Here is a 25,642-nt window from a genome sequence, read left to right as displayed (position 1 = left end):
CATACTAACTAAGTTTCACGCCCTGCAAAGGTATGAGCATTTCTACACGAGTTCCTTGTCCGGGAGCAGAGTTGATGTCGAGTTTGGCATTCAAAAAATTGGCCCGGGCTCTAATTCCGCTTAGGCCAATGCCACTGGCGGGCGACTCTTTCGAGTGCTCGAATCCTTTCCCGTCGTCTTCCAGCCAAAGACGAAGCGTTCCGGATTCCTGAGTCAGACTCAGGGTTACCTGCTGAGCCTCAGCGTGCTTAATAATATTTACTGAAACTTCCTGTACAATGCGGTAAAGAGCCAACTGTTGTTCATGGGAAAGGGCCGCTTCCTGAAATTGAAATGAATGCGTGATTTGTAGTCCGTTGACTTCCAGTTGCTGGAATAAAGCTCGCAAAGCCCCGGTAAATCCCAGTTTTTCGACTACCAGCGGAGAAAGATGATGCGAAACTCGACGAACCTCCTGCACCAGCGTTCCCAGAACGCCATGAGCCTGTTCGGCAAGTTCGATCATATCCGGCAGGGTTTCTTCGTACTGAATCTGATTGATAAACAGCCGGGCGGCAGATAGCGAAGCCCCCACTTCGTCGTGCAAATCCTGAGCAATGCGTTCCCGCTCATTTTCCTGAGCCTGAACGATCCCTTCGGTAATTTCCTTCTGATGGCGAATTTCCTGCTGGTGCATCTCCCGTTGCTGCTGAAAGAATTTCCGCTGGTAAACCAGAACAAAAACAACGACGGTTAGTGCCAGTAAGAACATTACTCCAATCCCCGCCAGCAGAAGATAAGTAAACGCTACTTCCTGGGGAGCTTCCATAGGGCTACTGAGTAAGCTGAATACAACAAAACATTCAGGGCCGCATGAAGCACCCAGAACGATTGGTTAAATTCCTGAGAATACCTCCGAACGAAATTGGCGAATAGATACAGAATAATCGTACAGGAGAAATAAATGAGTAACCCACCAGAAACCCAGAAAGCGGGTTCCTGATGGATATAAGGAGTCTTTATTTCTCTGAATAACTTAAAAAAGTAAGCAATTACTAACGCGATAACGATTCCTCCCTCAACGACCCGACTTAAACCATCAATCAGGTTGTGATTGATAAAATCCTGAAAAGAGTTTAATTTAAGATATTTACTACCAACGACCACAGCTAGTAGCAGTATCAACCAGACTCTTGCCTTCTGTAACCAGGCAGATTCCAGCATCAAACTATACATCCAAATGAACAAGCCACCTTCAATGATCGTATAAATGGGATATAGAAATAGATTAGTTATTTTCCTATACCATAAAATATACGAATAGGTCTGGGTAGCAACTGCAAAAAACTGGATGCAACATAAAACTTTAACCCAACCACTTGCCCACTTGAATCGAATTCCAGCAGTAATGGCAGCTATCAAAATAGGTACAGATACAAATAAGATTACAATCTGTTGTACAGAATAATGCATTTTACAATATCCTATTTACAAGTCGGCGGACAGGGACTAACTAAATCAAAATACCCGTCATCATCGTCGTCATCACCTGTTTGCTGAATATCGGTTTCTGCACGTAATAGCAAACCAAACGTATATATGGCTGGATCTCCTTCCTGATAAGAAGCATTGAGGTGTTCATGAAGTCCGAAATTAATACGTACATCTGTCGCCTTTCGGTCAATCAGAAGGGCTTCCATGAATTCTTCCAGTTCATAGTTATACCCTTTCAAAAATCCATGGGGTACCTGGAAGTTACAAGCACTGATTAGATTATCATTCGCTTTGGTAAGCCAGTAAAACCGCCATTGCTTTTGTAACTCTGCCGGAACTTGTCCCCCATTAGATTGATCGGGACGCTTCTCAAAAATTGGGTCCTTCGCGTGGTAATAAGGGGTGATTCGTTGCTCTAACTCATCCGTTCCCCAGAGTATGACCTGAAAAAAGTTTTCCTCTTCTTTCGAGAACCCGAATCTGATTTTAATGGTACTCGTACCAGGCGTAGAAAGCAGATACTCCAGGGTTTTCTGATTCAGAACAACTCCCGTCTGGATGCTGGTTTCGTTGGCAAAAAAGGAGAAATGGTCGATTTCAGTTTCCAGGGTCTTCCAGTCGGACGTCCAGGTTTTGAATACTTGTTCGGTGATAGTGTGGACATTCATAATCTTATGAGTAAAACAGCGGATAATGGGCGAATATAAGTAATTATTTGAGTCCATTATCCGCTGTTTTACCTCAAGATTATTCTTTTGTTTAACAAGCAGATTTTGAATAGGTACAGACCTGGATAAGCTTCTGCTCTCGCAGCCATAGGTAATCTATTCATAACCAAATGTTAACGACTCATACAGTTATCTAATAAATCCGTGTTACTTCGGGTTTGGAATCAGTTCTAGCTCCAGTGCATTTTCCTTCAGAGGAATCGCAAAGGCTTCCCGTTCCTGAGGATAGGATTTCTGTAATTTATACCTCTGCGATTTTTTCTGGGCTGGATATTCCAGTCGCAGGTAGGCGGTTGGTGTAATTTCGGAAGCAGGTTGTAATCGAATTTTTACTGCTTTAGTTACTGAATTGTAGGCAACCTGCTCAATCATTCCGGCATCCAGACTAACCTGAAGTCCAATGGGTGAAAGATACACATTCGACCGGGCCGCCGTGGTGGGTTTGAGTATCACTTCATTCCCCTGCTGACTGACATTACCTCCAAAACTCAGCCATCCCAATTCGGGATGTTGCGTTAAGTACGATGTGGTGTTAACCGCATAGCCGAAGAATCCACAACCATAATCGCCGGACAAAGCATCTATTTCCAGCGTAGAGGGATAGGAATGAAACGCCGCCGGGCCGAACCCATCTTCGGTGATATTGGCAATAGCTCCCATCAATCCACCGTAGCCGACGCGTAGCAGGTAAAAATCATCCGGCTGATCGCGATACGCCATTAACACTGGAATGGCATTGAGTCCAGAACCATAATGGTGAATCTGCCGCTCCACGCGAGACAATTTTCCGCCGTATAAAAAGTCCCAATAGCGACGGGCATTTCCATTGTAAGCCCAGTGAGGAATGGTTGGCATGTACCCTAGAATCGCATTAAGGGTAACTTCCGCTTTGTCACGGTACCCAAAGTAATACGACCAAACGTAAACTTCTTCCTGACCCGTTGAATCCCAGGGCATTTCGCTACCAAACGGATACTCCAGCGAACGCCAGAGATCGGCCCGTTTTTTCATGGTGCTTTCCAGTTCGGCGGCCAGCTCCGTTAATCCTTCCCGTTTTAAATCTTTCAGAATCAGATAAAATACGGTTCCCTCCATTTGACCAAACTGAGCGTAATAAGGAGCAAGTTTCACCATGCCCAGAGCCGTTTGAGCGGCATTCTCCAGGTAACTTTTCCAGTTCCCCTGCTTTACCAGGTGCTGATGATTTCGCTGCAATCGGTATAATACCCAGTGAGCCGCCGCCACGTGCGGGTAGTTATACGAACGTCCCAGTGACTCGGCTTCTTTATGGGGCCAGGCCGACCAGCTTTTGTAGTTCACCGTCGGGCTGTAGGTATGGGGAGGCATAGAATCTGGCTGATAATAAAACAGACTCTTCCGAACGCCGTATTGGTAGGGGCCTTCTTTATGCTGAATGTTTCCCCACAGGGTTTCATTCACAAAACGTTCCAGCTTTTGTACTTCTTCAGGTTTGGGCAACACGAGTTGTTTCATGGTCGCTCCGAGCCAGCTTCCAGCTCCGCCTTCGTCGCTCAGGCCCGCTACCCAGGCTCGACTGTCCTGCGTTACCTGTTGCTTGGTTTCGTAATCATAGCTAATCACCGATGGGCTTCGATGAAATGTATCTTTAGGTACTTCGAACCACTGCTTTGTCGTTAGGAAATTCCCAAAATCGGCAATGGTTTCGCTTTCTGGTTTAATGATTTTATAATGGATCGTTTGCTTCAATCCATCCTGATACTGAATGGTTAAGCGAGCACGTCCCCATTTTTTACCCCGAATCAGGTAACTCTGAAGATTCTTCTTTTGAGAGGGAATGGATTGCCAGCTTAGAGCTTCGGCAGGCTCCACTTCCATTGATTTTACTTTACTTGAATGCTGCAAAAACAGCTTTGCTTCTACGTCTTGTGGGACCACATAACCCGGAATTCCTACCGCAACCGGACGTTTATGAGCAATCAACGTTTTTTCAATCTCCCGAATGCTGGGAGCCAGTACCAATTTCAGACCATAACTTTTCGTTTCGCCGGGTTTTAACGTAACGGAAGTTGCGGTATTCCAGGGTTGAGCCTTCGCCCAATCTTTTTCAGCGTGAGCTTTACTATGAATCATCCATTCATGAAAACCCTCAAAGACAATTCCTCGCGGCGTAGGATCATCAAGCAAAGGGTTATAGGCCTCAAATGGCGTGTTTCCTTCGGGTAGTACCAGTAATACCGACCCTTTGCCATGCAAACGAGCTACCTGTAAGTATCCGGCATCGGCCCCAATGTAGGGATCAAAAAAGACGTTTCGAGCATGAGCCTGCTCGAGCGTATTTCCTTCCAGAATGTTATTGAAAATCAGAGGAATACCTAACGAACCTAGTTCTATCGCTTCTTTACCGGGATTTTTGATCTGAAAGCGAAGGATTACGCCTCCATTCGTTGGCTCCCAGGAACGTTGAATTTCCAGGGGGAAATCAGAAGGAAAACTAGGCGAAAGATTCGCTAAAGCCCAGACCTGTTTAGACTTTGGCGTTAATGCTTTTACTGCTGAACGTTTGCTCGCTGAAGAGAACGATTTCCACTCATTCCCTACCTTCAGGCGAAGATTAATATCCCCCAGTTGATACAGTCCGTCACCACTACGCACTTTGAGTCGATCGCCTGGTGTAAAGTCGAAACTCTTCTCGCTGACCGGATGTAAACCTGCCACCGTCTGAGAAGACTTTACCAGCTTTAGTTCCAGCTCCGGCGTAGCAAAGGTTTGATACCCCTGCTCCAGATGAAGCGTGGACGGTTTTTCCTCCAGCTTTTTCCAAGGCGATTGCTGAGCCCAGCTCAGTTGAGTAATACTTAGTAACCCAGCGATCAACAGACCCCGGTGCTTTTTTAGGTAGGTAGCAGTAGTCATAAGGGGGGGAAGTCTTCCGGGTTAGGATTTCCCCGGAAGACCGTTTTTATTTTTGAAAGGCACCGTCCACTAAACGGAAGATATTCAGCGGATTACTGTCTTTTAATTCATCGGGTAAAAGTCCTTGCGGAAAACCCTGGTAACACACCGGACGGGCAAAACGCTTGATGGCATTCGTACCTACGGAAGTGCTCCGTGAATCCGTTGTAGCGGGGTAAGGCCCCCCGTGTTGCATGGCGTGGCTTACTTCTACGCCCGTTGGGAAGGCATTGATAATTAATCGACCTACTTTCTGTTCCAGCTCGGATAATAACTCGGCATTGGCCAGTAACTCCTCTTCAGTACCAAACACCGTAGCCGTCAGGTGACCTTCCAACGAACGTGCTACCTGTAGTAACTCTTCACTGGTTTCAGCCTGCACAATAATACTGCTCGGCCCAAACACTTCGTGAGCCAGTAAAGGATTAGCCAGCAAAGCCGTTACCGAACTTTTCAGTAACACCGGACGACCTGCCGCGAAGCCTTCCAGCTCCTGAGCTTCGGCAACAACCTCTACGTTAGCCTGCTCTTTTAATTTAGTGATTCCCTGAGCAAAAGCCTTTTGAATGCCCTGCGTTAGCATGGCCGTGGGCGAAAGTGTAGTTAGAGACTCCTGAGCGGCCTGAATAAACGCCTGCGAATCTTCTGATATAGGCAGAATACTTAAACCGGGATTGGTGCAAAACTGTCCCGTTCCCAGCGTTAGGGAAGATACGTAATTCTGGGCTAACGTTGCTCCCTGCTGTTTCAGGATTTGGGGTAAAAAGAACACAGGGTTCGTACTGCCCATTTCTGCGTATACCGGAATGGGTTCGGGGCGTTGATTGGCCGCATCGAACAGAGCTTTACCACCCTGAAACGATCCCGTAAAGCCAATGGCTTTGATGGAAGGATGACGAACCAGATCTAATCCAGTAGCCGTGGTACGGCCCTGAATCAACTGAAACGTATCTTTCGGAACACCCGTTACTTCAATCGCTTTATGAATGGCCTGAGCTACCAGTTCAGACGTGCCGGGATGGGCTGGATGAGCCTTCACTACGACGGGGCAACCCGCAGCCAGAGCCGAAACGGTATCGCCACCCGCTACAGAAAACGCCAGAGGGAAGTTACTAGCTCCGAAAATACCTACCGGGCCGAGTGGCCGCAGCATTTGCCGCAAATCAGGACGAGGCAGGGGCTGACGCTCAGGCAGGGCCGGATCAATGCGGGCTTCTACCCAGGAACCTTCCCGCAGGTAACTGGCAAACAGACGTAACTGCCCCGTTGTACGGCCTCTTTCTCCCGTCAGACGGGCTAGCGGTAAAGCCGTTTCGGCGTTTGCCCGTTGTAAGAGCTCATCGCCCAACGCTTCGATCTGCCGGGCAATTTCTTCTAAAAAATCAGCTTTCGCTGACCCGGAAAGTAATCGGTATTCGGCAAAAGCTTGTGCCGCCCGAAGTCCGGCTTCGTTTATTTCCTGAGACGTAGATTCCTGAAAAACGCCCGGTAATAATTCGCCCGTAGCGGGATTAATGGCCTGAAAACCAGATTCGTTCATAAGTTCAGATGATTACTTATTAATCGTATAAAACCGCCAGCTAGTTTTAAAATCCTGCTGAAGCGGTTGTTTTGTAAGCAAAGCCCGAATTAACTCAACGGGCAATTGATTGAGTTGCAATATAGAATCATGAAATTTTTTGTCCGTCATTTTTCCGCTGTCTACCAGCTCTTTTCGCAGGGCTACAAACTGCAAACCACCCACCATATAGGCCAATTGATACAGCGGTTCGTACCCTCCAATGAATGAACGACGAACTTCCCCCTCGGCATTCGCTCGCTCGTGCCCTACCCGATCTACCAGAAAGTTGATGCACTGTTGAGGCGTCCATTTGCCGAGGTGGTAATTAAGTGAAAAAATAATCCGGGCACAGCGGTGCATTCGCCAGAACAGCATCCCGATTTTGTCTTCGGGTGACTGCGGGAATCCCTTATCCCAAAGTACCATTTCCCAGTACAATGACCAGCCTTCAATCCAGAATGGCGAGTTAAAGCGACGGCGATGCGTCTCGAAGCGGTTATTCATAAACTGTTGCAGGTGATGACCTGCGATGAGTTCATGGTGAACCGTCGAACGGGAAAAATGGGGATTATTACCCCGCATACTCATCAGCTTATCGGCGTGTTCCATACTTGCCGTCGGGTACGAAATCAGGATTTGTTCTCCGCCCAGAAAGAAGGGATTCACCAGTTGACGCTCCGGCGTCATCATACCCATTCGCCAGGTTTCTTCGGCCAGCGGTGGAATGGTTACCAGGTCATGTTTTTTGAGAAAATCAACCGATTCGTTATACAATCGCAGAATTAACTCGGGTTGTTTACCCACAGGAACGTAGCTGTTCTTTACTTTCTCCTGAGCCGCCCGCCAGTTTTCGCCAAAGCCCATTTCCTTACTGGCTTTCAGTAACTCCTTGTCGCACCAGGCAAATTCCTGATTAGCGATGGCTAGTAACTCTTCGGGCGAATAAGGGATGTATTCAAGCTTTAACTGACGGATTAACTCATCACGACCTACCGCAACACCTTGAATACCGCTGCCATCATTAGCCATTGTACCTAGCTGGCCTTTGGGCTGAAAGAATTTCGTTAATTTCTCCAGTTGTTCATTCAATCGAGGATAGGGTTTTTCCATCCACCACGTGAACATCGGATCGTATTGATTGTAAAACTCAAAAACGCTTCTAATGGCTTGTTGTAGTCCCTTTGTTGTTTCCTCAGCCCGACTCGCCAGTAGAGGATTCATCGTTTTCATCTCCCCTAATTTCTTCTCAGCCTGGGCAACCTGAGTCGTCCAGCTTTCAAAATCACGGGCCAGTTCTTCTGAGTTCAGGTAAATGCCTCTCCGGCGTTTTTTCTCCAATGCATAAATCGGTTCGGCAAATGGAAACCAGTCTTTAATTTGCTCTGATTCTTTTTCTGCCGTAGCATATTCACGCAACTCGTCCTCCAGATCCCGGCGAAACAGTAAGTAATCCACCTGATTGTTAGGCGTTAACTGCTTAAAATTCAATGCATTTAACCGGGCGATATACTGCTGATTCAGTTCTTTCAGCCGTTGGCGGCGTTCAGGCGAATTCGCAATCACGTAAAAGCGACGCAAACTGCCTTTGTCAGCTTCATACTGGATAATATGTTGGCTCAACTGCGTAGGATCGGTCGGCATTTGAGCCTTACTTGAAAAACTTAGCAAAAGGCCAATCAGCAGAAGACAACGTGCCAGAGACATAGGTTATGGATGGTTAAGAGTAAAAAAAACTACCGCTGTTGACGAGTCGTTTTCGCGGATTTTTCAGGTGCTGGCACGGTGGTATCTTTCGCATTCCAGTGGGGAGGCTGCACGTGCAGCAAATGCTGCACAAAAAAGTCCCGGCGTTTACGTTCGCCGTATTCTCCACCCGAGGAATGGCCCATATTGGGCACTACTACCAACTGAAATTCTTTATTAGCCTTAATCAGAGCATCGGCCAACTGATAGGTTGACGAGGGATCGACGTTATCGTCCATTTCACCCAAAATCAGCATCAAATTTCCCTGCAATTGGTCAGCGTGAGTGACGTTTGAACAATCGGCATAATGCGGACCAATGGGATAACCCATCCACTGCTCATTCCACCAGATTTTATCCATCCGGTTGTCGTGGCAACCGCAGGACGAAACGGCAACTTTGTAGAATTCAGGGTGAAACAGAACTGCTCCTGTCGAACTCTGCCCGCCCGCCGAGGTGCCGTAAATACCCACCCGATCCAGGTCCATAAAAGAGTACTTTTTAGATGCCGCCTGCATCCACAGAATCCGATCTGGGAAACCGGCATCTTTCAGGTTTTGCCAGCACACATCATGGAAGGCTTTGGAACGATTGGACGTACCCATACCGTCAATCTGCACCACAATAAAACCTAATTCGGCCAGTTCATGCAAGGCCGTATTCGTCGTAAACGACTTAGGAACAAAGGAATCATGAGGGCCGGCATAGATCATTTCAATGACCGGATACTTGCGGGATGGATTGAAATTCGTCGGACGAATAATCATCCCATAAATGTCTGTTTGCTGGTCACGCCCTTTGGCCACAAAGGGCTCGGGTGCTTTCCAGCCCGATTTTTCCCAAACGGAAAGATCAGCTTTTTCTAAAGTCGAAATAATCGAGCCGTCTTTACTGCTCCGCAGCACAGTGACTGGAGCCTGATTAATTCGGGAATACGTGTCAATGAAGCTTTCGTAATCATCCGAAAAGGTAACTTCGTGATTAGCCAGTTCGGGCGTCAGACTTTTCAGTCCTGAACCATCAAAATTAATTTGGTAATAATGCAGGTAATAGGGATCTTCTCCGGCATTCATGCCGCTAGCAGCGAACAGAATGGTGCGGGTTTTATCATCCACATTCATTACTCTACGAACAACCCAGTCCCCTTTCGTAATCTGATTTTTAACCTGACCAGTGGCGGCATCGTAGAGGTATAAATGATTCCATCCATCCCGTTCGGAAGCCCAGATGATTTCTTTTTCGTCGGAAACATCCTGACGGAATCGTTTGCCACTGTAACTGAAAAAGGTTTTACATTTTTCTTCGATAACAGGCCGGATGGCTCCATTTTCTGCGTTCACATCCAGCACACGATACACCTGATGCCCCCGCTGATTGTATTCAAGCGTAAAACTCTTACTATCTTTTCGCCAGTGTGGACGCGATAAATCGTATTGCTGGGCAATCAAATCCATCGAAATCCGGTATTGTTTTTTTGACGCAATGTCGAAAAGAGCCGGCTCTGAAATAGCCAGATTATCACCGGGTTTGGGGTAATTCCGCGTTTCCAGTTTAGGCTGTAACTGATCGACAGGCGAAGAGCGAATCAGGTATAAGAGATGAGGGGTTGGTTTACGAATCTTCACTCCAGCCAGTTTCTTGCCGTCTGGCGACCAGCGAAGATCGCTGCTGTAGGCGTCCCCCGGCGAACCGTCGAAACTCAATGGCGTTTCCTTCTTTGTTTTTTCGTCCCGCAGGTAAACATTGCTGTTCTTTATTGCTGCGGATAAGCTACTGTCAGGGCTATACGTTCGGCGGGTTTCGTCTTCTTCCCATCGCTCGCCCCAGTAACGACCGGATGGAACCTCCCCTTTTTTATGTAATCGTCCGTCTTCAAGAGTCCAGCGGACATTTTCAGCCACGAAGGAATAACCCTTATCCGTGGGTTTTAAGTTTTGGAGTGAAAGCTCGTACGCGGAAATGGTTTTACCTACCTGAGCACTGAGTTGTTTAGCCAGTTCTTCCTGATTAAAAGCGGGTTCCCGCTTACCCGTTTTCCGGTTCACCTGAATATATTCCCGACCTTTGGGGGTCTGAATGGTGTAGACTAATCGCTGGCTATTATCCTGCCAGTTGGTCTGCCGGGGAATATAATAAGCTTTATCTGTCCACTGTTTTTTTAGGGACTGACTTCGCTGATAATCAGCCAATGTGCCCTGAGCACAGAGTTGCTGAACGGAAAATAAGGTCAGAAGAAGAAAGGTATAACGCATAGAGGCTCGGTAGGTAAAACGAAAATTTAATCAAATCGATTCGGGGCAAATGCAGTAAGGCTCATGCTAAGGGGCTGATCGGCAATTACTTCTGCCACCAGTTTTCCTGTAGCAGGGCCGAGGCTGAGTCCCATCATGCCATGCCCGGTCGCAATTACTACGTTTTCGTAGTTATTCAATCGACCGAGGTAGGGTAACCCATCAGGCGAACACGGACGTAATCCTTTCCAGACCTGATTTTTAGCGGGTAACTGAACCGGAATATCTGGATAATACTGATTAATAGATTCAGCAATACCCTGCACCCGATTCATATTGACACTCATGTCTGTTCCGGCAATTTCCATGGTTCCTGCGAAACGTAAATCTCCCCCCATCGGCGTGGCTGTGGCTCGAGCTTCCAGCATAATCGCCGGAACCCGTACGTTCTGCTTCACGTCTTTCAACATGAAACTATAGCCTTTGCCACCCTGCAAGGGTAAAGACAACTGTAATTGCTTGACGATTTCAGAAGACCAGGCTCCTCCGGCAATCACAACTTCATCCACCGGGAAAGCCCCTGCTGTCGTTTCAATAGCCGTCACCCGTGACCCCTGTCTCGTAAAACCTGTTACCTCTTTGGCTTCCTTAAACGTAACGCCCGATTGTTTCAGGTGGGTAATGAGCGAAGACATGACCTGCGTTGGAACAACCTGAGCATCACCGGGGTAATACACTGCACCCGCCACTGTCACCCGAACATCCGGCTCCAGTGACTGCACCTGATCGGGGTTTAGTAACTGAGCCTCAATACCGGCGGCATTTGCCACATCGGCTTCATGCTGCATTTCGTGAGCAGCCGAAGGCGTTTTGAAAAGCATTAATAAACCCCGCTCGTGCCAGCCCATGTCCAGTGTATCAGCCATTTGCTGATACAAAGTCTTGCTTAGCAGACTGATATCCCGCAGTGCCGGAATGGATGCTTCGACGTGCTTCTCGGTGGAGTGCTTGTAAAACAGCCAGCCCCATTTCATCAGATCGGCATTGAGCCGGGGTTTGACGTAAAAAGGACTTTTTGAATCCAGCATCCAGCGTAACCCCTTAGCAATCATGCCGGGCTGGGCCAGCGGAATAATATGGCTGGGAACGATCATCCCGGCATTGCCGTAGGAACATCCATCGGCAATGACCGTCTGATCGAAAATCGTTACCTGATAACCTGCCTGTTGCAGGTAGTAGGCCGAACTTAGACCAATGATGCCGCCTCCCACAATTCCAACGTGTTTCATACGCGTATGGCCTGATTTTGGTGGTTAAATAACCTGAAAACCAAATCCGTAAGGATCGTCTTCGTCAATAATGAGGTGATTGTATCCGTGAATTCTCGCCCAGCCTTCAATGCTCGGCACGATGGCCGGGTGATCGCCCAACTGGGTTTCGGCTTCGATACGTCCGTTAAAAATGGAACCAATGATGCTTTCATGCACGAAGACATCGCCAGACTTCAGCTTTCCTTTGGCATACCACTGAGCCATCCGGGCGGATGTACCCGTGCCACAGGGAGAGCGGTCAATGGCTTTATCGCCGTAAAAAACGGCATTGCGGGCGGTTGAGCTTTCCTGAATGGTTTTTCCCGTCCAGAGTAAATGGCTCAATCCGCGAATGGTATCATTTTCCGGATGAACGAAGCTATACTTTTCATTCAGTTGTTTCCGTAATACCCGCGACCAGCTCACGAGCTGATCGGCACTGAAGTGTTCGAGTCCGGGGAAGTTTTCCTGTACGTCCACAATGGCGTAGAAGTTTCCTCCGTAGGCTACATCAACGGTTAATTCTCCTAAATCCGGACAATCTACCGTTAGGTTTTCAGCCGCCAGATAAGACTTGATGTTGGTAATTTTCACTGAAGTTACCTTACGACCATCCATGACGTACTCGGCCCGTACGAGGCCAGCGGGTACTTCCAGATTGAGTACGCCGGGGGTTTTCGGCGTAATGAGATTCTGCTCAATGGCTACCGTTACCGTACCAATGGTTCCGTGACCGCACATGGGCAGGCAACCCGAAGTCTCAATGAAAAGTACGCCTGCGTCGTTGGCCGGATCGATGGGCGGATAAAGTATACTTCCCGACATCATATCATGGCCCCGGGGCTCAAACATCAGTCCTTTGCGAATCCAGTCGTACTCACGCAGAAAATGCTGCCGCTTTTCGCTCATGGAATTTCCCTGCAAAAAGGGAATACTTCCCCCTGTTACCACCCGAACCGGATTGCCGCAGGTGTGAGCATCAATACAAAAAAAATGATACGCTGTAGACATGAATTCACTCGATTAATAAACTCAGAAAAAGAAATTAGGCGGGGGTTAATACGGGGCGAGTTGCCAGTGCCTTGTCGATAATTGCCTGCACATGAGCACGCTCTTCACCGATTAAGGGTAAACGGGGAGCCCGAACGTATTCTGAAGCAATACCCGTTGCTGTAGCAGCTAATTTAATATTTTGAACCAGTTTGGGGTGAATGTCCAGTTCGAGTAATGGCATGAACCATTTGTAAATTTCCAGAGCTTCGGCCAGTTGTCCCTGTTGAGTCAGATTGAATAAGGCTACCGTTTCTTCAGGGAAGGCATCTACTAAACCTCCTACCAGACCATCCGCACCTAATACTACGGCTTCCATGATTAGGGTATCCACACCACCCATGATTTTGAAGCGATCACCGAAAGCATTACGCATCCGAACGATGTTCGTCAGGTCGCGAGTTGATTCTTTGACAGCCTGAATGTTAGGGCATTCTGACAATTCCTGGAACATCGCAATCGTCGTCATGATTTTGTAATCCACGGGATTGTTGTAAATCATGATGGGTAATGACGTTGCCTGAGCCACGGCTTTGAAATACTCAACTGTTTCGCGTGCGTCTGAGTAATAACGCATCGGAGGTAACAACATCAAACCGTCGGCTCCGTTTGCTTCTGCTTCTTTCGCCCGTGCTACGGCTTCGCGAGTAGCCTGCTCAGCAATGTTAACAATAACAGGAATTTGTCCCTGAGTTATTTCCAAAGCTGAAGCCAGTAATTCCAGCTTTTCTTCGGGAGTAAGCGTACTGGCTTCACCCAGCGATCCACCAATGATGATTCCGGTAATACCGGCTTTCATCTGAGCAATTATATTTTTCTGGAATAAAGGCAGGTCCAGGGTATCTTCAGCAGTGAATGGGGTAAGCATGGCTGGATACACACCTTGCCAGGTAACGATAGTGTTCATGAGCGTTAGTTTTTCTGGTGATTGATTTAGTCAAAGGTCGGAAACTTGAGGGAAAGGTTATTCTCAATATTTGATTGCCTTTAATACTTTTTTCACTAGTTTTATACCGTCAATAAGATTATATACCAAAAATGTATTATTCTTACCTCTATGAAACCACTACTGTTCCGGGTACCCAGCGTGGACCAGCGGTCATTCCGAGTTCAAATTGACGATGGTCCTACCTTTTATGCTCAGTTACACTTCCACCCCGAAGTTCAGTTAACCCTGATCGAACGAGGCGAAGGTACACTCATTGCCGGAGACCGAATTGACCGGTTCCAACCGCTCGATTTACTATTATTTGGGAGCAACCTGCCCCACGTGCTTCGCAGCAGTGACTCGCACGAGCGAGCTACCTCGACTACGATGTTTTTCATGAACGACTCGCTGGAACAGCACTGGCTGGAATTTCCCGAAGTAAGCCATTTACGGCAGTTACTTTCAGAGGCCAAACAGGGGGTTCGTCTGCGTTGTCAGGAAAATGATCCGATTATTGATGAATTCCGGCAGCTCTCGCAACAGCGGCCTTTTCACCAGTTCCTCTTTTTATTAAAAGTACTAGATAAACTTGTAAATGAAGAAGGTCGCGAGGTTTTATCGAGAACGGCTTACGAGCGTCCCAGTCGTCCAGACGACCATTACCGCCTTGAACGGGTATTTTCTTATTTATTACAAAACTACGCTTCGTCCATTTCGCTGGAAGATGTAGCCAATGTAGCCAATCTCACGCCGGGAGCTTTTTGTCGCTTTTTCCGTCAGCATACTCGCAAAACCTTTTCGCATTTACTGAATGAAATCCGAATCGAAAATGCCTGTCGCTTACTGCGGGAATCGAAGGACCCCATGAGTCAGATTGCGGAATCCTGTGGGTACACCAATATGTCCAATTTTAATCGTCAGTTCAAAGAAATCGTGGGCATGCCCCCAAGTCAGTATATCCGTACGTATCGGATGTAGACCCTGTGTCGTTGTTTACCCTATTGCTTAATAACAGACTTTTACGGAATTCAACGAGAGCGTACTTGTAATAAACTAGTCGCTCTTTTTGTTTAATGGACTTTCAGAAAGTTAATTTTGGGCGAGTAAAGGGCTGTATACTTGTCCGTACCCGCAAAATACGCATTCAATAGGACATTTAAGCATAACTATTTATAAACCCTATAGCGGTTCTGGATGTTAAGACTGAAATTCTTCCTACGAGGAAACTTTGGTAAAGGCATTTCATGCATCCCTTCGAATCGTTTGAAAAAGAAATTAACGTAACAACATATAAATGGATATTTCTCAAATTTTCAAAAACAACCAAGACTGGGTTCAGAAAAAGCTAAGTGTAGAGCCAAACTATTTCAGCGATCTGTCTAAAGGCCAAACGCCTGATATTCTGTATATCGGTTGTTCCGACAGTCGGGTAACGGCTGAAGAGTTGATGGGTATCGCACCGGGTCAAGCCTTTGTACACCGAAATATTGCTAACATGGTTCCCAACACCGACCTGAGTGCCATGTCGGTTATCAACTACGCCGTTCAGCACCTGAAAGTGAACCACATTGTTGTTTGTGGTCACTATTACTGCGGTGGCGTTCAGGCAGCCATGAAATCGCAGGATCTGGGAATTTTGAATCCGTGGTTAAGAAATATTCGTGACGTATACCGGACTCACCAGGCCGAATTAGATGCGATCAAAGATGAAGAATTGCGTTACAAAAGACTGGTAGAGCTGAACGTAGAAGAGCAATGCATCAATGTGATTAAAACGGCGGAAGTACAGAAAGCCCGCCGGGAACGAGACCTTACCGTTCATGGATGGGTGTTTGATGTACACACCGGAAAGCTGATTGATCTAAATATTGATTTTATCAAATTACTGGAAAACATCATGCAGATTTATCACCTGGATCCTAACGAGCCTGAAAAACCAGCCGATAAAAACGTGTAATTTTATAGGAGTAGCACTTTCCGAAAGTTTAAAACTTTCGGAAAGTGCCGCAGTCGCTCGGCTAGAGCCGAGCGACTGCTAGGAATCTCCCAAAAACTAAAAACTGACCCTACAGAGTCAAATAGAAAGGAACGCCAAAAGCTGGCGTTCCTTTCTATTTGACTCTTCTTTTTTAAGACCATTTTAAGCGTATTTATAAATCAATTTAAAGCTCTGGGAAGAGCTTTGCTTACACAAAGGCAGTATTAAAAACAAATTCAACACTATCAACTATGCATGTCAACCATGAAAACGCAATGGCTTTTTATGGGCTTTATTCTACTCTGGATGAGTGGATGTACAGCCGTTCAGGTACAGCAAAAAAGTGCCGTCAATTTTAATGACTTTCGCAAATTTACCTTTGTTAAACCAGATATTCAGGGTAATAAAAACCCCTTGTATCGAAGCGGCATTACCGATGACATGATTCAAAATGCGATTGCTGCCGAGCTTACAAAAAAAGGATTGGTTCGGGATGATAATCAACCTGATTTGTTAGTTTCGACGCACGAGTATTTTGAAAATAAAAGCCAGCAGGTAGCCAATCCTTCCTATCCTTATCCCTATTACGTTCCGTATAACATCTGGTACCAACGTCGCTGGATGCCCGTAGGCTTCGGTTATTATTACCAACCCTGGAATACCGGTTATCATACCGAACACTACACGGACGGTACATTGATCGTCGACGTCATTGATGCTAAAACCCAGCAATTACTCTGGCGTGGTTCACTGGAAAACCCAGTAAACGATCCGGCTGAACTGAGTAAACAGTTTGCCCACGAAGCCGAAAAAATTCTCGCTCGTTATCCTCAACATCTTCAACACTCATAACTAGTAAAATCATGAAATCTAACCTGTTAGCCATCGGCCTAATGATTGCACTGGCCTCTTGCCAGTCATCACCCAAAAAACAAGAAGCACAAACTTCCACTACGGATACTACCCTTATCGCGGCGGAAGAAACGCAAGTACTGGAAAATCCTTCGGATGCGTATTTCGATCAGGCTCTAGTGGCTTTGCAGACCAATGCTCCAGAGACCGCAGTAAAAGATTTACAATCGGGTATTGCTGCTCTCAAAGTGGAAGGCAAAAATCTGAAGGGTGAAAACCTGTCACTCTTTGATAATCACCTGAAAGACCTCGAAAAACTGGTAGAGCGGGCCAAAGAAAAGAAATTAACGGAAGCAGAACTGAATGAAGCCGTAACCGCAGCCGAACTAACGGTAGGCCACCAGGCAATTGAGGATATTCTTGTATTGCCAGAAGTAACGACCGACCCTCTCAAGGTTACGCTTAATGACCTGGAAAAACACGTGGGTAAAATGGATAAACCCAGTAAGGAAGAGGGTCTTAAACTTATAAACACCGCTCGTACTTCGCTCGATGCCAGAGAAAAAGCAGCGAAGCAAGACGCGAAAAAAATGGATGATCGCCTGCGTCAGGATTTGAAGAACATTCAGACCTACATCAAAAAACACGCGTAGTCCATAAAAGCCAGCATTCTCTGGCGGATCAACAAAATCTAGAGGCCACCTGTAGGGGTTATCCCTACAGGTGGCCTCTAGATTTTGCTATATTGTTAGTTAATAGTTTAATATTAAGCATTTTACAATCCATTTATCTATGTATTAAATTATTATAAGAACTTATCCTTAACTCCTTACATCACTTATTAGCCGCCGACTTTGAATACAAGTCCTCTAATTTGGCTCCTAACTCTTCCCCTCTTAAATTACGAGCAACAATTCGTCCTTCGGCATCGAGTAACACGTTTGATGGGATGGCCCGAACGCCGTATAACTGAGCGGGTTCGCTGTTCCAGTATTTCAGATCCGATACTTGATGCCAGGTCAGTTGGTCTTTGGCGATGGCTTTCAGCCAGGCTTCTTTGGTATGATCCAGTGATACGCCAAGAATAGTAAAGCCCTGCCCTTTGTATTTTTCATAGGTCTTTACCAGGTTCGGGTTTTCGTGCCGGCAGGGGCCACACCAGGCCGCCCAGAAATCTACCAGAATATAGCTCTTTCCGTACAGACTTGACAACCGCAGGGGCTTCCCTTCGGGTGTGTTGGCCTGAAAGTCTTTGGCTTTTTCTCCTACCTGCACACTTCGCAGGGTAGTCACCAGCTCTTTCAGCGTTTTTACATAAGGTGTTTTTTGAAGCGACGCGTCGAGTAAGGCTACGTTTTTCTCAATTTCTTCCGGTGTTAGTCGGTACGAATATTCCCGATAAAGAATATAGGTTGGAACAATGGACGCTGGATTCTTTTTAATGAAATCCTCAATCTTCCCTTCCTGCCCCTGACGGAAACTTGCCAGCAGCTCCTGCCCCTTGGAGCCCGTTACTTTTGTGTTCCGGTAGCGAGCTGCACTATCCAGACTGATCGTTACTTTAGTATCGGTAGCGTCCAGAAACAGAAACTGATTTCCACGGGTGGTATCGATTGTGATACCATATACTTCGGGTAACTGTAGCTTCCGCTGAATCTGAAACTTCCCATCTTTCACGGGTACGGCTTCAACCGTATAAAACATTTTATTGTGGAAGCGTTGCAAGTACACTTTTCCGGTGTTAATACCCACAACGGTTCCTGAAATATTCACGGGTGTTTGAGCCTGAGCCAGTGAGGTCAGACCTAGTCCAGCCACCAGCGTTAAAGATTTGAGCAGATTCATTGAGTGATTGGTTTGAATTGAAAAGAAAGTTTTCAGAACTCCTTCTGCGTATAGCGATGGGAGTGCGTTTAAAAACGGCTGCCATTAAAGCGGATACAGACTCTTATCGCCATAACGGCAGATTCTCGCTAGCAAATCGGCGTATTCTTTGGCTTTGGTCGAATCGCCTTTTTTTCGATATACTTTATACAAGCCCCAGAGTCCGTTGGCTGAATTGGGATGTTTATGCAATAACTCCGTATACGCTTTAATAGCCTGATCGTAATTTTTGGCCTGTAACTGCACTTCGCCGAGGCTAATCAATACCGGACGGGCATACGAAGGCGGTTCGCTGTATCCTAATTCTTCTTCCTTAACCTTTGCTTTTTCCAATAAGGCAATCGCTTCTTTGGTATGTCCCTGAGCGTTTTTGATCAGTCCCTGTAATTCCAGCGAAGCTACATTTAAGTCATTCACCCGCCGCGAATTGATAATATCTGCTTCGCTAAACTGGTTGACATTTCGCCAAAGCGTAGCATCCAGTGCATCAACCAACTTCTGAGCTTCCTCAATTTTATTTCGCTTGATGGCATCCATTCCTGCAGAAAAATAATATAGTCCATCTTTATACGCCATTGCTTTGACCGAATACAAACTGTCAGTGGGCAAAATGGCTTTAAGACGTTGGGCTGCCCGGTCGTAATGCCCAAAACAGATTTCCATTTTTACGGGAGCCAGAATGCCCTGATAAAAGAAACGACCTTCGTACTTGCGTTTGCGTTCTTTCGAAGCAGGCATATTCTGGAGCTTTTCGGCGTAGTACAATGCCGTTGCGTAACGTCCATCTTCGGCACAATTGGCCAATAAGTAATTGATGTTGTGAATGTAATTCCAAGCATCAACTTCCTGAATATTCTGCTTTTTCATATAAACGGAGTCCACCGCGACGGAAGCTTTGAATGTATCGAAGGCTTTCTGGTATTCGCCTAGCTTATAGTACACGTGACCCGGCATGTGCACCAGATGACTCGAAGCCGGGCCGAGTTTAGGTAATTTTTCACAGCTTTCAAGAGCCTCTTCCGGGCAACAATTTTCCTTCAGGTGAATCCAGTAATGATGAGCTCCGGCATTATTGGGATGCGATTTTAGTACGTCTCGCAGCAGGTATTCGGCATACATCGTTCCCTCTCTGGGATTCAGCTTGAGATCATAGCCACTCATTTTGCTTAACGCCAGAAAGAGCTTGGCATCTACATCGTCGGGGTATTCGTGAACCAGTAACTCCAGAATACGTTCATACTCCTTTTTTTGGTTTGCTCCCGATACCTCGCGGGCCAGAATGGCTTCCGCATAACGCCTTTCATGCGGAGGGGCCTTATCTTTCAACGCTTTAATTTTTGCCACAGCCCGAATCCGGTCTTCCGCAAAGTCATCCCCTTCCATGGAACCAATTGCACTATAAATACCCCAATAAGGCATGAGGGCGGTTGAATCCTGACGGGACGCTTCTTTAAAAGCCCGATACGCCTCAAAATCCCAGAAACCATGCAGTAAGGCAACGCCCTGATTGAAATAGGTTTGAGTTAAAGAAGATTTCGTTTGAATTTTCAGATCAGAAGTACCGATTCCCAACATTACTTGTGGAGCCGGAAGATGATGTACATAAACCGTTTCTTTACGATATTCCTGAATATGAGTAAGATGATCGTGATTCATCGCCCGACCTTCTGGATCGTGGTGATGATCATCGTGATACACCCGTTGACTCAGGGCAGGCAGGGAAAGTAAACTCAAAGCTAGTAAGCGAAGTTTCATAAGGGATTCAGACGGAAAGACTGTTTTTTATCCGATAGAAAAGAACAGACTGGCAACTCCTAAAACAAAATCTGAATCAAATATACACTTACTCTATATATTTAGTATGTTATTATATTAAAATATGCTATCCTGTCAATCCCCAGCGAAGGTGATTTCTGAATAACCTATACAGAAGCTTTAAAATAAAGTTTTTAAAAGCATTTGGAAAAGCATTTAAGTTTATCCTACTTTGCCTACCAATTTTATATACTTTAAATCTTCCCTAATGAAACAAGCTGTATATAATTTTCTCACCGAGTATTCTTCTGTCGCTCTCTTACACGATCTCTACTTCAAATCGTGTTGTTGCTAGGTATTCCATTATTCCATTGATCTCCGAAGTATTATTTCGGAAGATTCTCCGCCTTCTTTTTACGAATTCCCCTAGTGTCAGACTTAGCTATTGATTAGGTCTGAAGTTCTCCTATTGCTTTATCAGTCTCCTTTGAGTGCCTTATTCCCATCTTTTCATTGACAAGAGCATGAAAAAACCTATCATTCCCGCTCAGCAGATTCTGAGTTTGTTATTACTGAGTTATGCTTTATCGGGCACACCGCCAGCCGAAGCCGCTCCTCTCCATCAGCCCCTACTCATCTCATCAAAAGACTTAGTGATTCAGGGAAAAGTAACTGCTCAAAGCGATGGTACACCTCTACCTGGCGTGTCGGTCGCTATTAAGGGAACCACCGTCGGCACTACGACCGACGCCAACGGAAATTATCAGCTTCGCATAGCTGATGCAAAAGCGACATTAGTTTTTTCTTTCGTTGGCTTTATCTCACAGGAAGTAATCGTAGGTACTCGAACTCGCGTGGATATCCATTTGGAATCGCAGACCAGCCAGTTGAATGAAGTGGTTGTTGTGGGGTATGGTACCCAGCAGAAACGGGATTTAACGGGCTCGATCGCAACGATTTCGGGTAAAGACCTTGCCGCTGCTCCCGTGCAAAGTTTTGATCAGGCCCTACAGGGAAGAGCCGCTGGAGTTAACATTTCAACCCCCGGCGGAGCTCTGAACGCTACACCCGTCATTCGTATTCGCGGGATTAACTCAATTAACCTGAGTTCCTTCCCGCTGGTTGTGGTAGATGGCGTACCTACGTATACGGATAATATCTCTACCAATTCGGCTTCCAATAACCCATTATCTAATATTAATCCGGCTGATATTGAGAGCGTTGAGGTATTAAAAGATGCTTCGGCTACTGCTATTTACGGTTCACGGGCCAGTGCCGGGGTCATTCTGATTACCACGAAACAGGGCAAAAAGGGTAATGTAAAAGTAAGTCTGGATTCCTGGGTAAGCTGGTCGAATCCCTACCGACTTAACAAAATCCAAATGCTGGGGGCAGAAGATTTTGTTACCCTGAAAAATGAAGCCCTTGCCAATGCCGGACAAACGCCCGGTTACGCTTTAAATTATGACGCCAACGGCAACTTAATTGATACCGACTATAAGAAACTATTTTACCAGAATAATGGCTTTTCGCAGTCGCACGCTTTGAGTTTTTCAGGCGGTTCGGAGCGGACTAATTATTACGTTTCACTGGGATATACCGATCAGGCGGGGATTGTGAAGCATAACGAATTTGATCGTAAAAATGCTCGTGTTAAAATTGACCATAAGCTTTTCAAAACCTTTACGATTGGAGCTAATTTTGCTATCAGTAACACCAGCACCCTTTCCGTCAATTCAGGTTCAGTAAGTGGGGAAGTCTATTCCTACACCAACGGTCCGCGTTTAGCCTTAAGCCCTGACCCTAACCTGAGTCCGTACAATAGCGATGGCTCGTATAATATCGGTTCTGGTGGTTTGATCGGTCAGATGAATAACCGTATTCCGTCCATCTGGTCCAATCTGGCGGCGGTGATGGATAATGATCGCTATCGTTCGTCGGGTGCCGCCACGCAGGGAAGTTTATACGCCAATTGGGAAATCATCAAAGGGCTGAACATCCGTACTCAATATGGGATTGATCGGTTGAGTGTAGTCGATGAATCGTATGAAAGTCCGCTTACTCCTCCCGGCGTATTTGTGGGTGGCAGTGCGACCAGCCGTTATCGCAATAACTACCGTTGGAACTGGCAGAATACGGCTCAATACGATTTTTCACTGGCTGGAAAGCATAATATTTCTTTGTTGATCGGCAATGAACAGCAACTTTCTACAGTGGACCGTTGGGGTTTAAACCGAACGAACCAGTCCGATCCACTTTTCAGAAGTGTCAAGGGGAACTTTGTAAATACAGTTTCGGTGAGCATGGCTCAAACGGAAAACTTCCTGTTATCCTATTTCGGACGCTTGAATTATGATTTCGGTAAAAAATACTTCGCTACTCTTAACTTCCGTCGGGACGGCTATTCAGCTTTTGCGAGTGGTAAAAAGTTTGGTAACTTCTACGGTGCTTCGCTGGGGTACTCCATCTCAGATGAAACTTTCTGGGCGAATTCAGCCATCAGTCGAATCGTAAGTTACCTGAAATTCCGGGGTAGCTACGGTCTGGTTGGGAATAATCAGGGCATTAATGACTATGCTTCGCTGCAATCCTACGCGGCTGGTTTACAGGGCGATTCCCCTACGCTTTATTACGATCAGGCAGGAAACCGAAGTCTGTCCTGGGAAACCAGCAAGAAGACTGATTTTGGATTTGCTTTTGGCTTACTCAATGATCGCATTACCGGAGAAATCGCCTATTACCAAAACGATGTGGATGGCCTGATTCTCAATGTTCCGCAGGCATCTTCCAAAGGGATCCCCTCCAATTCTCTCTTACTTAATATTGGCTCGATGCAAAATACCGGGCTGGAGTTCAGCGTACAGGCCCATGCCGTTCGTACGGATGAGTTCAGCTGGAAAATCAATGCGAATGTAACGACGCTGAAAAATAAGGTCATTAGCCTGAATGGAGATAACCAGCGGATAATCAACGGTGAAAACGTAATTGAAATTGGGAAATCGGTTTCCAGTCTCTGGGCCGTTACTACGCTGGGGGTTAATCCTGAAAATGGTCGCCGTTTATTCCAGAAAGCCGACGGAACTGTGGTTCAATACGATCATTCGGCCTCCGCATCCCAACGATGGACGACGCTGGAAGGCACATCTGTATCTGCCGCAACGACGCTGGCCGACGGTAGAAATCAAGGCCCGGCTTTGCCAAAATGGTACGGCGGATTTGATAACACGTTTACCTACAAAAACTTCGATCTGGGTTTATTCCTGCAATTCTCGGGAGGTAATAAGGTTCTGAACGGCACCAAACCTGGAACTCGTGATCAACGCGGCTATAACAACAGCACGGATCTCCTCGACCGCTGGACACCGAATAATAAAGATGGGAAATTACCACGGGCGGTTTACGGAGATAACATTTCCAACGGCGGAGCGGCTATCTCCATTTCCGAAAATATTGAAAAAGGCGATTTTGCTCGCCTGCGGAATGTTTCGCTGGGGTACAAAATCAATCCAAATGTTCTGAACCGCCTTCATATATCGAGTGCCCGCGTGTACGCTCAGGTGCAGAATGCTCTGGTTTTTACGAAGTACAGCGGTTATGATCCCGAATCTACGGTGAATGGAAACAGCAATACGGGCCCCGGCGTGGACCGGAATGCATTGGGACAAACCCGTACAGTATCCCTCGGTATTACTATTGGCTTTTAACCCTTCCTGATTATGAATCACTTACTCAAACATACGTCCCGCGTACTAGGCCTTGGAATCGTACTTGCACTTTCTTCCTGCAACGAAGACAAACTAGAACCCACACCCACTACGTTTTTCACCGACATTGTCGTTTTCGATACACCTGCCCGCATTGCCCAGCAGGTGAACGGGTTATTCAGTTCTTCGTCCATTAAATCAGGAGCCTTTCTAGGAGGGCGTTATCACATTTATAGCGATATTCAGGGAGAAGAATTCCTGAATGTCAAGGCCAACCAGGGTACTGGTTTTAACGTGTGGAGCTTTACACAAAACGAATCGCAGACGGGTGGCATCTGGGACGCGGCTTATGCTTCTATTAATAAAGTTAACGTATTTCTAAAAGGTCTGGATGATAACGCCAGCAAATTCGTACCTCCTACGTTTCCGGCCAACTATGACCAGCAAGTGCTAAAATACAAAGCCGAAGCTCGGTTCGTGAGAGCGGTGGCTTATTTCTACGTACTGCAGTTTTATGCCCGGTCGTATGGGGCAACTTCTAATGGTTCCAGTCCGGGCTTGCCGCTTCGGCTTCAGGCTGAAACCAATGCAGCGAATAACGATCTGGCCCGGAGTACGGTGGCCGAAGTTTACGCTCAGATTATTGAGGATTTGAATTTCGCCGAGCAGAACCTTCCGTTAAATTATACCGATGAATTGACCAATGTCTCGCATCCGCATCGAAATTCGGCAATTGCGTTTAAAACGAAAGTTTATCTGGCTCAATCTAAATGGGATGACGTAATCCGGGAAGCCGACAAGATTGTCTCCGCTTCTGCTCCCTTTACGGCCACCACGGGCGTAAAGCATGCCTTGCAAGCCAATATTGCTTCGGTCTTTGCCGTACCGCAAACCACAACGGAAAGCATCTTCTCGCTCGTTTTCACCAATCAGGACAACCCAGGAACGCAGAATCAATTTGGCTTTTACTACCTGCCGACAGGTAACAGGGAGTATTACCTGAACCCGGCAGGAATTCTGGGCGAAAGCACCTGGAAATCGACCGATGCCCGCCGCCAGTTTGTGGTTACTTCGGGCGGGCAGCAGTGGTTATCGAAATACTCGAGTCCGTCGCCTTATACCGACAAAGCTCCGATTATTCGCTACGCGGAAGTGCTATTGAACCTTGCTGAGGCACGAACCCGCTCGACCAATTCAGTAGATGCCCGAGCCGTTCAGTTGCTGAGTGCCGTGCGATCAAGGTCGGATGCTTCCACGCAGTGGACTACCGCCAGCTTTCCTAATGCCAGTGCTTTGCTGGAAACGATTCTAAAAGAACGCCGCATTGAGTTTTTAGGCGAAGGCTTACGCTCTATTGACATTTACCGGCAGAATCTAACGTTTCCAGCAAAAGGCACTGTACCGGCCATCGTACCGAGCGATCCTACATATGTATGGCTCATTCCAGCCAGTGAGTTAACCGCTAATAAGCTAATGACCCGTAATTAATCACAGGCAGCAGGCATCTAGCT

The 25,642-nt window shown here is 46.6% G+C and carries 18 protein-coding genes; 6 read left to right on the top strand and 12 right to left on the bottom strand.

Annotation, left to right across the window (positions count from 1 at the left end; all coding sequences use genetic code 11):
• Positions 1-4 precede the first annotated feature (4 nt).
• From QE390_RS22925 to QE390_RS22880, 10 genes are all read right to left on the bottom strand, one after another.
• Positions 5-808, bottom strand: a complete 804-nt coding sequence (locus tag QE390_RS22925; protein ID WP_307144062.1) for a sensor histidine kinase — start codon at positions 806-808, stop codon at positions 5-7.
• A complete protein-coding gene (locus QE390_RS22920) occupies positions 787-1,452 on the bottom strand; it encodes a hypothetical protein (protein WP_307144061.1) in 666 nt (221 codons plus the stop codon). Before QE390_RS22920 ends, QE390_RS22925 begins: the two co-directional genes overlap by 22 nt.
• An 11-nt stretch (positions 1,453-1,463) precedes the next feature.
• Entirely contained in the window at positions 1,464-2,141 is a 678-nt protein-coding gene (locus QE390_RS22915; RefSeq protein WP_307144060.1) for a hypothetical protein, read from the bottom strand.
• 207 nt (positions 2,142-2,348) lie between these two features.
• Positions 2,349-5,096: a DUF5695 domain-containing protein gene (locus tag QE390_RS22910; protein ID WP_307144059.1), complete on the bottom strand. Its 2,748-nt coding sequence runs from the start codon at positions 5,094-5,096 to the stop codon at positions 2,349-2,351.
• Between the two features lie 46 nt (positions 5,097-5,142).
• Positions 5,143-6,675, bottom strand: a complete 1,533-nt coding sequence (locus QE390_RS22905) for an aldehyde dehydrogenase (NADP(+)) (protein ID WP_307144058.1) — start codon at positions 6,673-6,675, stop codon at positions 5,143-5,145.
• A gap of 12 nt (positions 6,676-6,687) precedes the next feature.
• On the bottom strand, positions 6,688-8,400 hold the full coding sequence (locus QE390_RS22900; protein WP_307144057.1) for a DUF885 family protein: 1,713 nt from the start codon (positions 8,398-8,400) through the stop codon (positions 6,688-6,690).
• A gap of 29 nt (positions 8,401-8,429) precedes the next feature.
• Positions 8,430-10,691, bottom strand: coding sequence for a S9 family peptidase (locus tag QE390_RS22895; RefSeq protein ID WP_307144056.1), 2,262 nt, complete (start codon positions 10,689-10,691; stop codon positions 8,430-8,432).
• A gap of 26 nt (positions 10,692-10,717) precedes the next feature.
• A complete protein-coding gene (locus tag QE390_RS22890; protein WP_106636140.1) occupies positions 10,718-11,959 on the bottom strand; it encodes an FAD-binding oxidoreductase in 1,242 nt (413 codons plus the stop codon).
• A 24-nt stretch (positions 11,960-11,983) separates the two neighbouring features.
• On the bottom strand, positions 11,984-12,991 hold the full coding sequence (locus QE390_RS22885; protein WP_307144055.1) for a 4-hydroxyproline epimerase: 1,008 nt from the start codon (positions 12,989-12,991) through the stop codon (positions 11,984-11,986).
• A 34-nt stretch (positions 12,992-13,025) separates the two neighbouring features.
• Positions 13,026-13,937: a dihydrodipicolinate synthase family protein gene (locus QE390_RS22880; RefSeq protein WP_106636138.1), complete on the bottom strand. Its 912-nt coding sequence runs from the start codon at positions 13,935-13,937 to the stop codon at positions 13,026-13,028.
• Positions 13,938-14,087: 150 nt separating this feature from the next.
• Between QE390_RS22880 and QE390_RS22875 the strand changes: the two genes are divergently transcribed.
• The 4 genes from QE390_RS22875 to QE390_RS22860 all read left to right on the top strand — a co-directional run bounded on the left by QE390_RS22875 (position 14,088) and on the right by QE390_RS22860 (position 17,441).
• Positions 14,088-14,936, top strand: a complete 849-nt coding sequence (locus QE390_RS22875; protein ID WP_106636137.1) for an AraC family transcriptional regulator — start codon at positions 14,088-14,090, stop codon at positions 14,934-14,936.
• A 316-nt stretch (positions 14,937-15,252) separates the two neighbouring features.
• Entirely contained in the window at positions 15,253-15,915 is a 663-nt protein-coding gene (locus QE390_RS22870; RefSeq protein WP_106636136.1) for a carbonic anhydrase, read from the top strand.
• 285 nt (positions 15,916-16,200) lie between these two features.
• Positions 16,201-16,788, top strand: coding sequence for a DUF4136 domain-containing protein (locus QE390_RS22865; RefSeq protein ID WP_307144054.1), 588 nt, complete (start codon positions 16,201-16,203; stop codon positions 16,786-16,788).
• 11 nt (positions 16,789-16,799) lie between these two features.
• On the top strand, positions 16,800-17,441 hold the full coding sequence (locus QE390_RS22860) for a hypothetical protein (RefSeq protein WP_307144053.1): 642 nt from the start codon (positions 16,800-16,802) through the stop codon (positions 17,439-17,441).
• A 181-nt stretch (positions 17,442-17,622) separates the two neighbouring features.
• Here QE390_RS22860 and QE390_RS22855 read toward each other — a convergent pair whose 3' ends face one another.
• Together QE390_RS22855 and QE390_RS22850 are read right to left on the bottom strand one after the other, a co-directional pair.
• Positions 17,623-18,633 (bottom strand): TlpA disulfide reductase family protein, encoded by a 1,011-nt coding sequence (locus QE390_RS22855; protein ID WP_307144052.1) that lies wholly within the window; start codon positions 18,631-18,633, stop codon positions 17,623-17,625.
• An 84-nt stretch (positions 18,634-18,717) separates the two neighbouring features.
• Entirely contained in the window at positions 18,718-20,427 is a 1,710-nt protein-coding gene (locus QE390_RS22850; protein ID WP_307144051.1) for a tetratricopeptide repeat protein, read from the bottom strand.
• A gap of 524 nt (positions 20,428-20,951) precedes the next feature.
• On the opposite strand from QE390_RS22850, the gene QE390_RS22845 reads away from it, so the two are divergent.
• Together QE390_RS22845 and QE390_RS22840 are read left to right on the top strand one after the other, a co-directional pair.
• Positions 20,952-24,131 (top strand): TonB-dependent receptor, encoded by a 3,180-nt coding sequence (locus QE390_RS22845; RefSeq protein WP_307144050.1) that lies wholly within the window; start codon positions 20,952-20,954, stop codon positions 24,129-24,131.
• A 12-nt stretch (positions 24,132-24,143) separates the two neighbouring features.
• Positions 24,144-25,619, top strand: a complete 1,476-nt coding sequence (locus QE390_RS22840; RefSeq protein WP_106636129.1) for a RagB/SusD family nutrient uptake outer membrane protein — start codon at positions 24,144-24,146, stop codon at positions 25,617-25,619.
• Positions 25,620-25,642 lie beyond the last annotated feature (23 nt).

It is taken from the genome of Siphonobacter sp. SORGH_AS_1065, from assembly GCF_030818595.1.
Classification (GTDB): domain Bacteria; phylum Bacteroidota; class Bacteroidia; order Cytophagales; family Spirosomataceae; genus Siphonobacter.
This window is presented reverse-complemented; position numbering and strand designations above follow the sequence as displayed.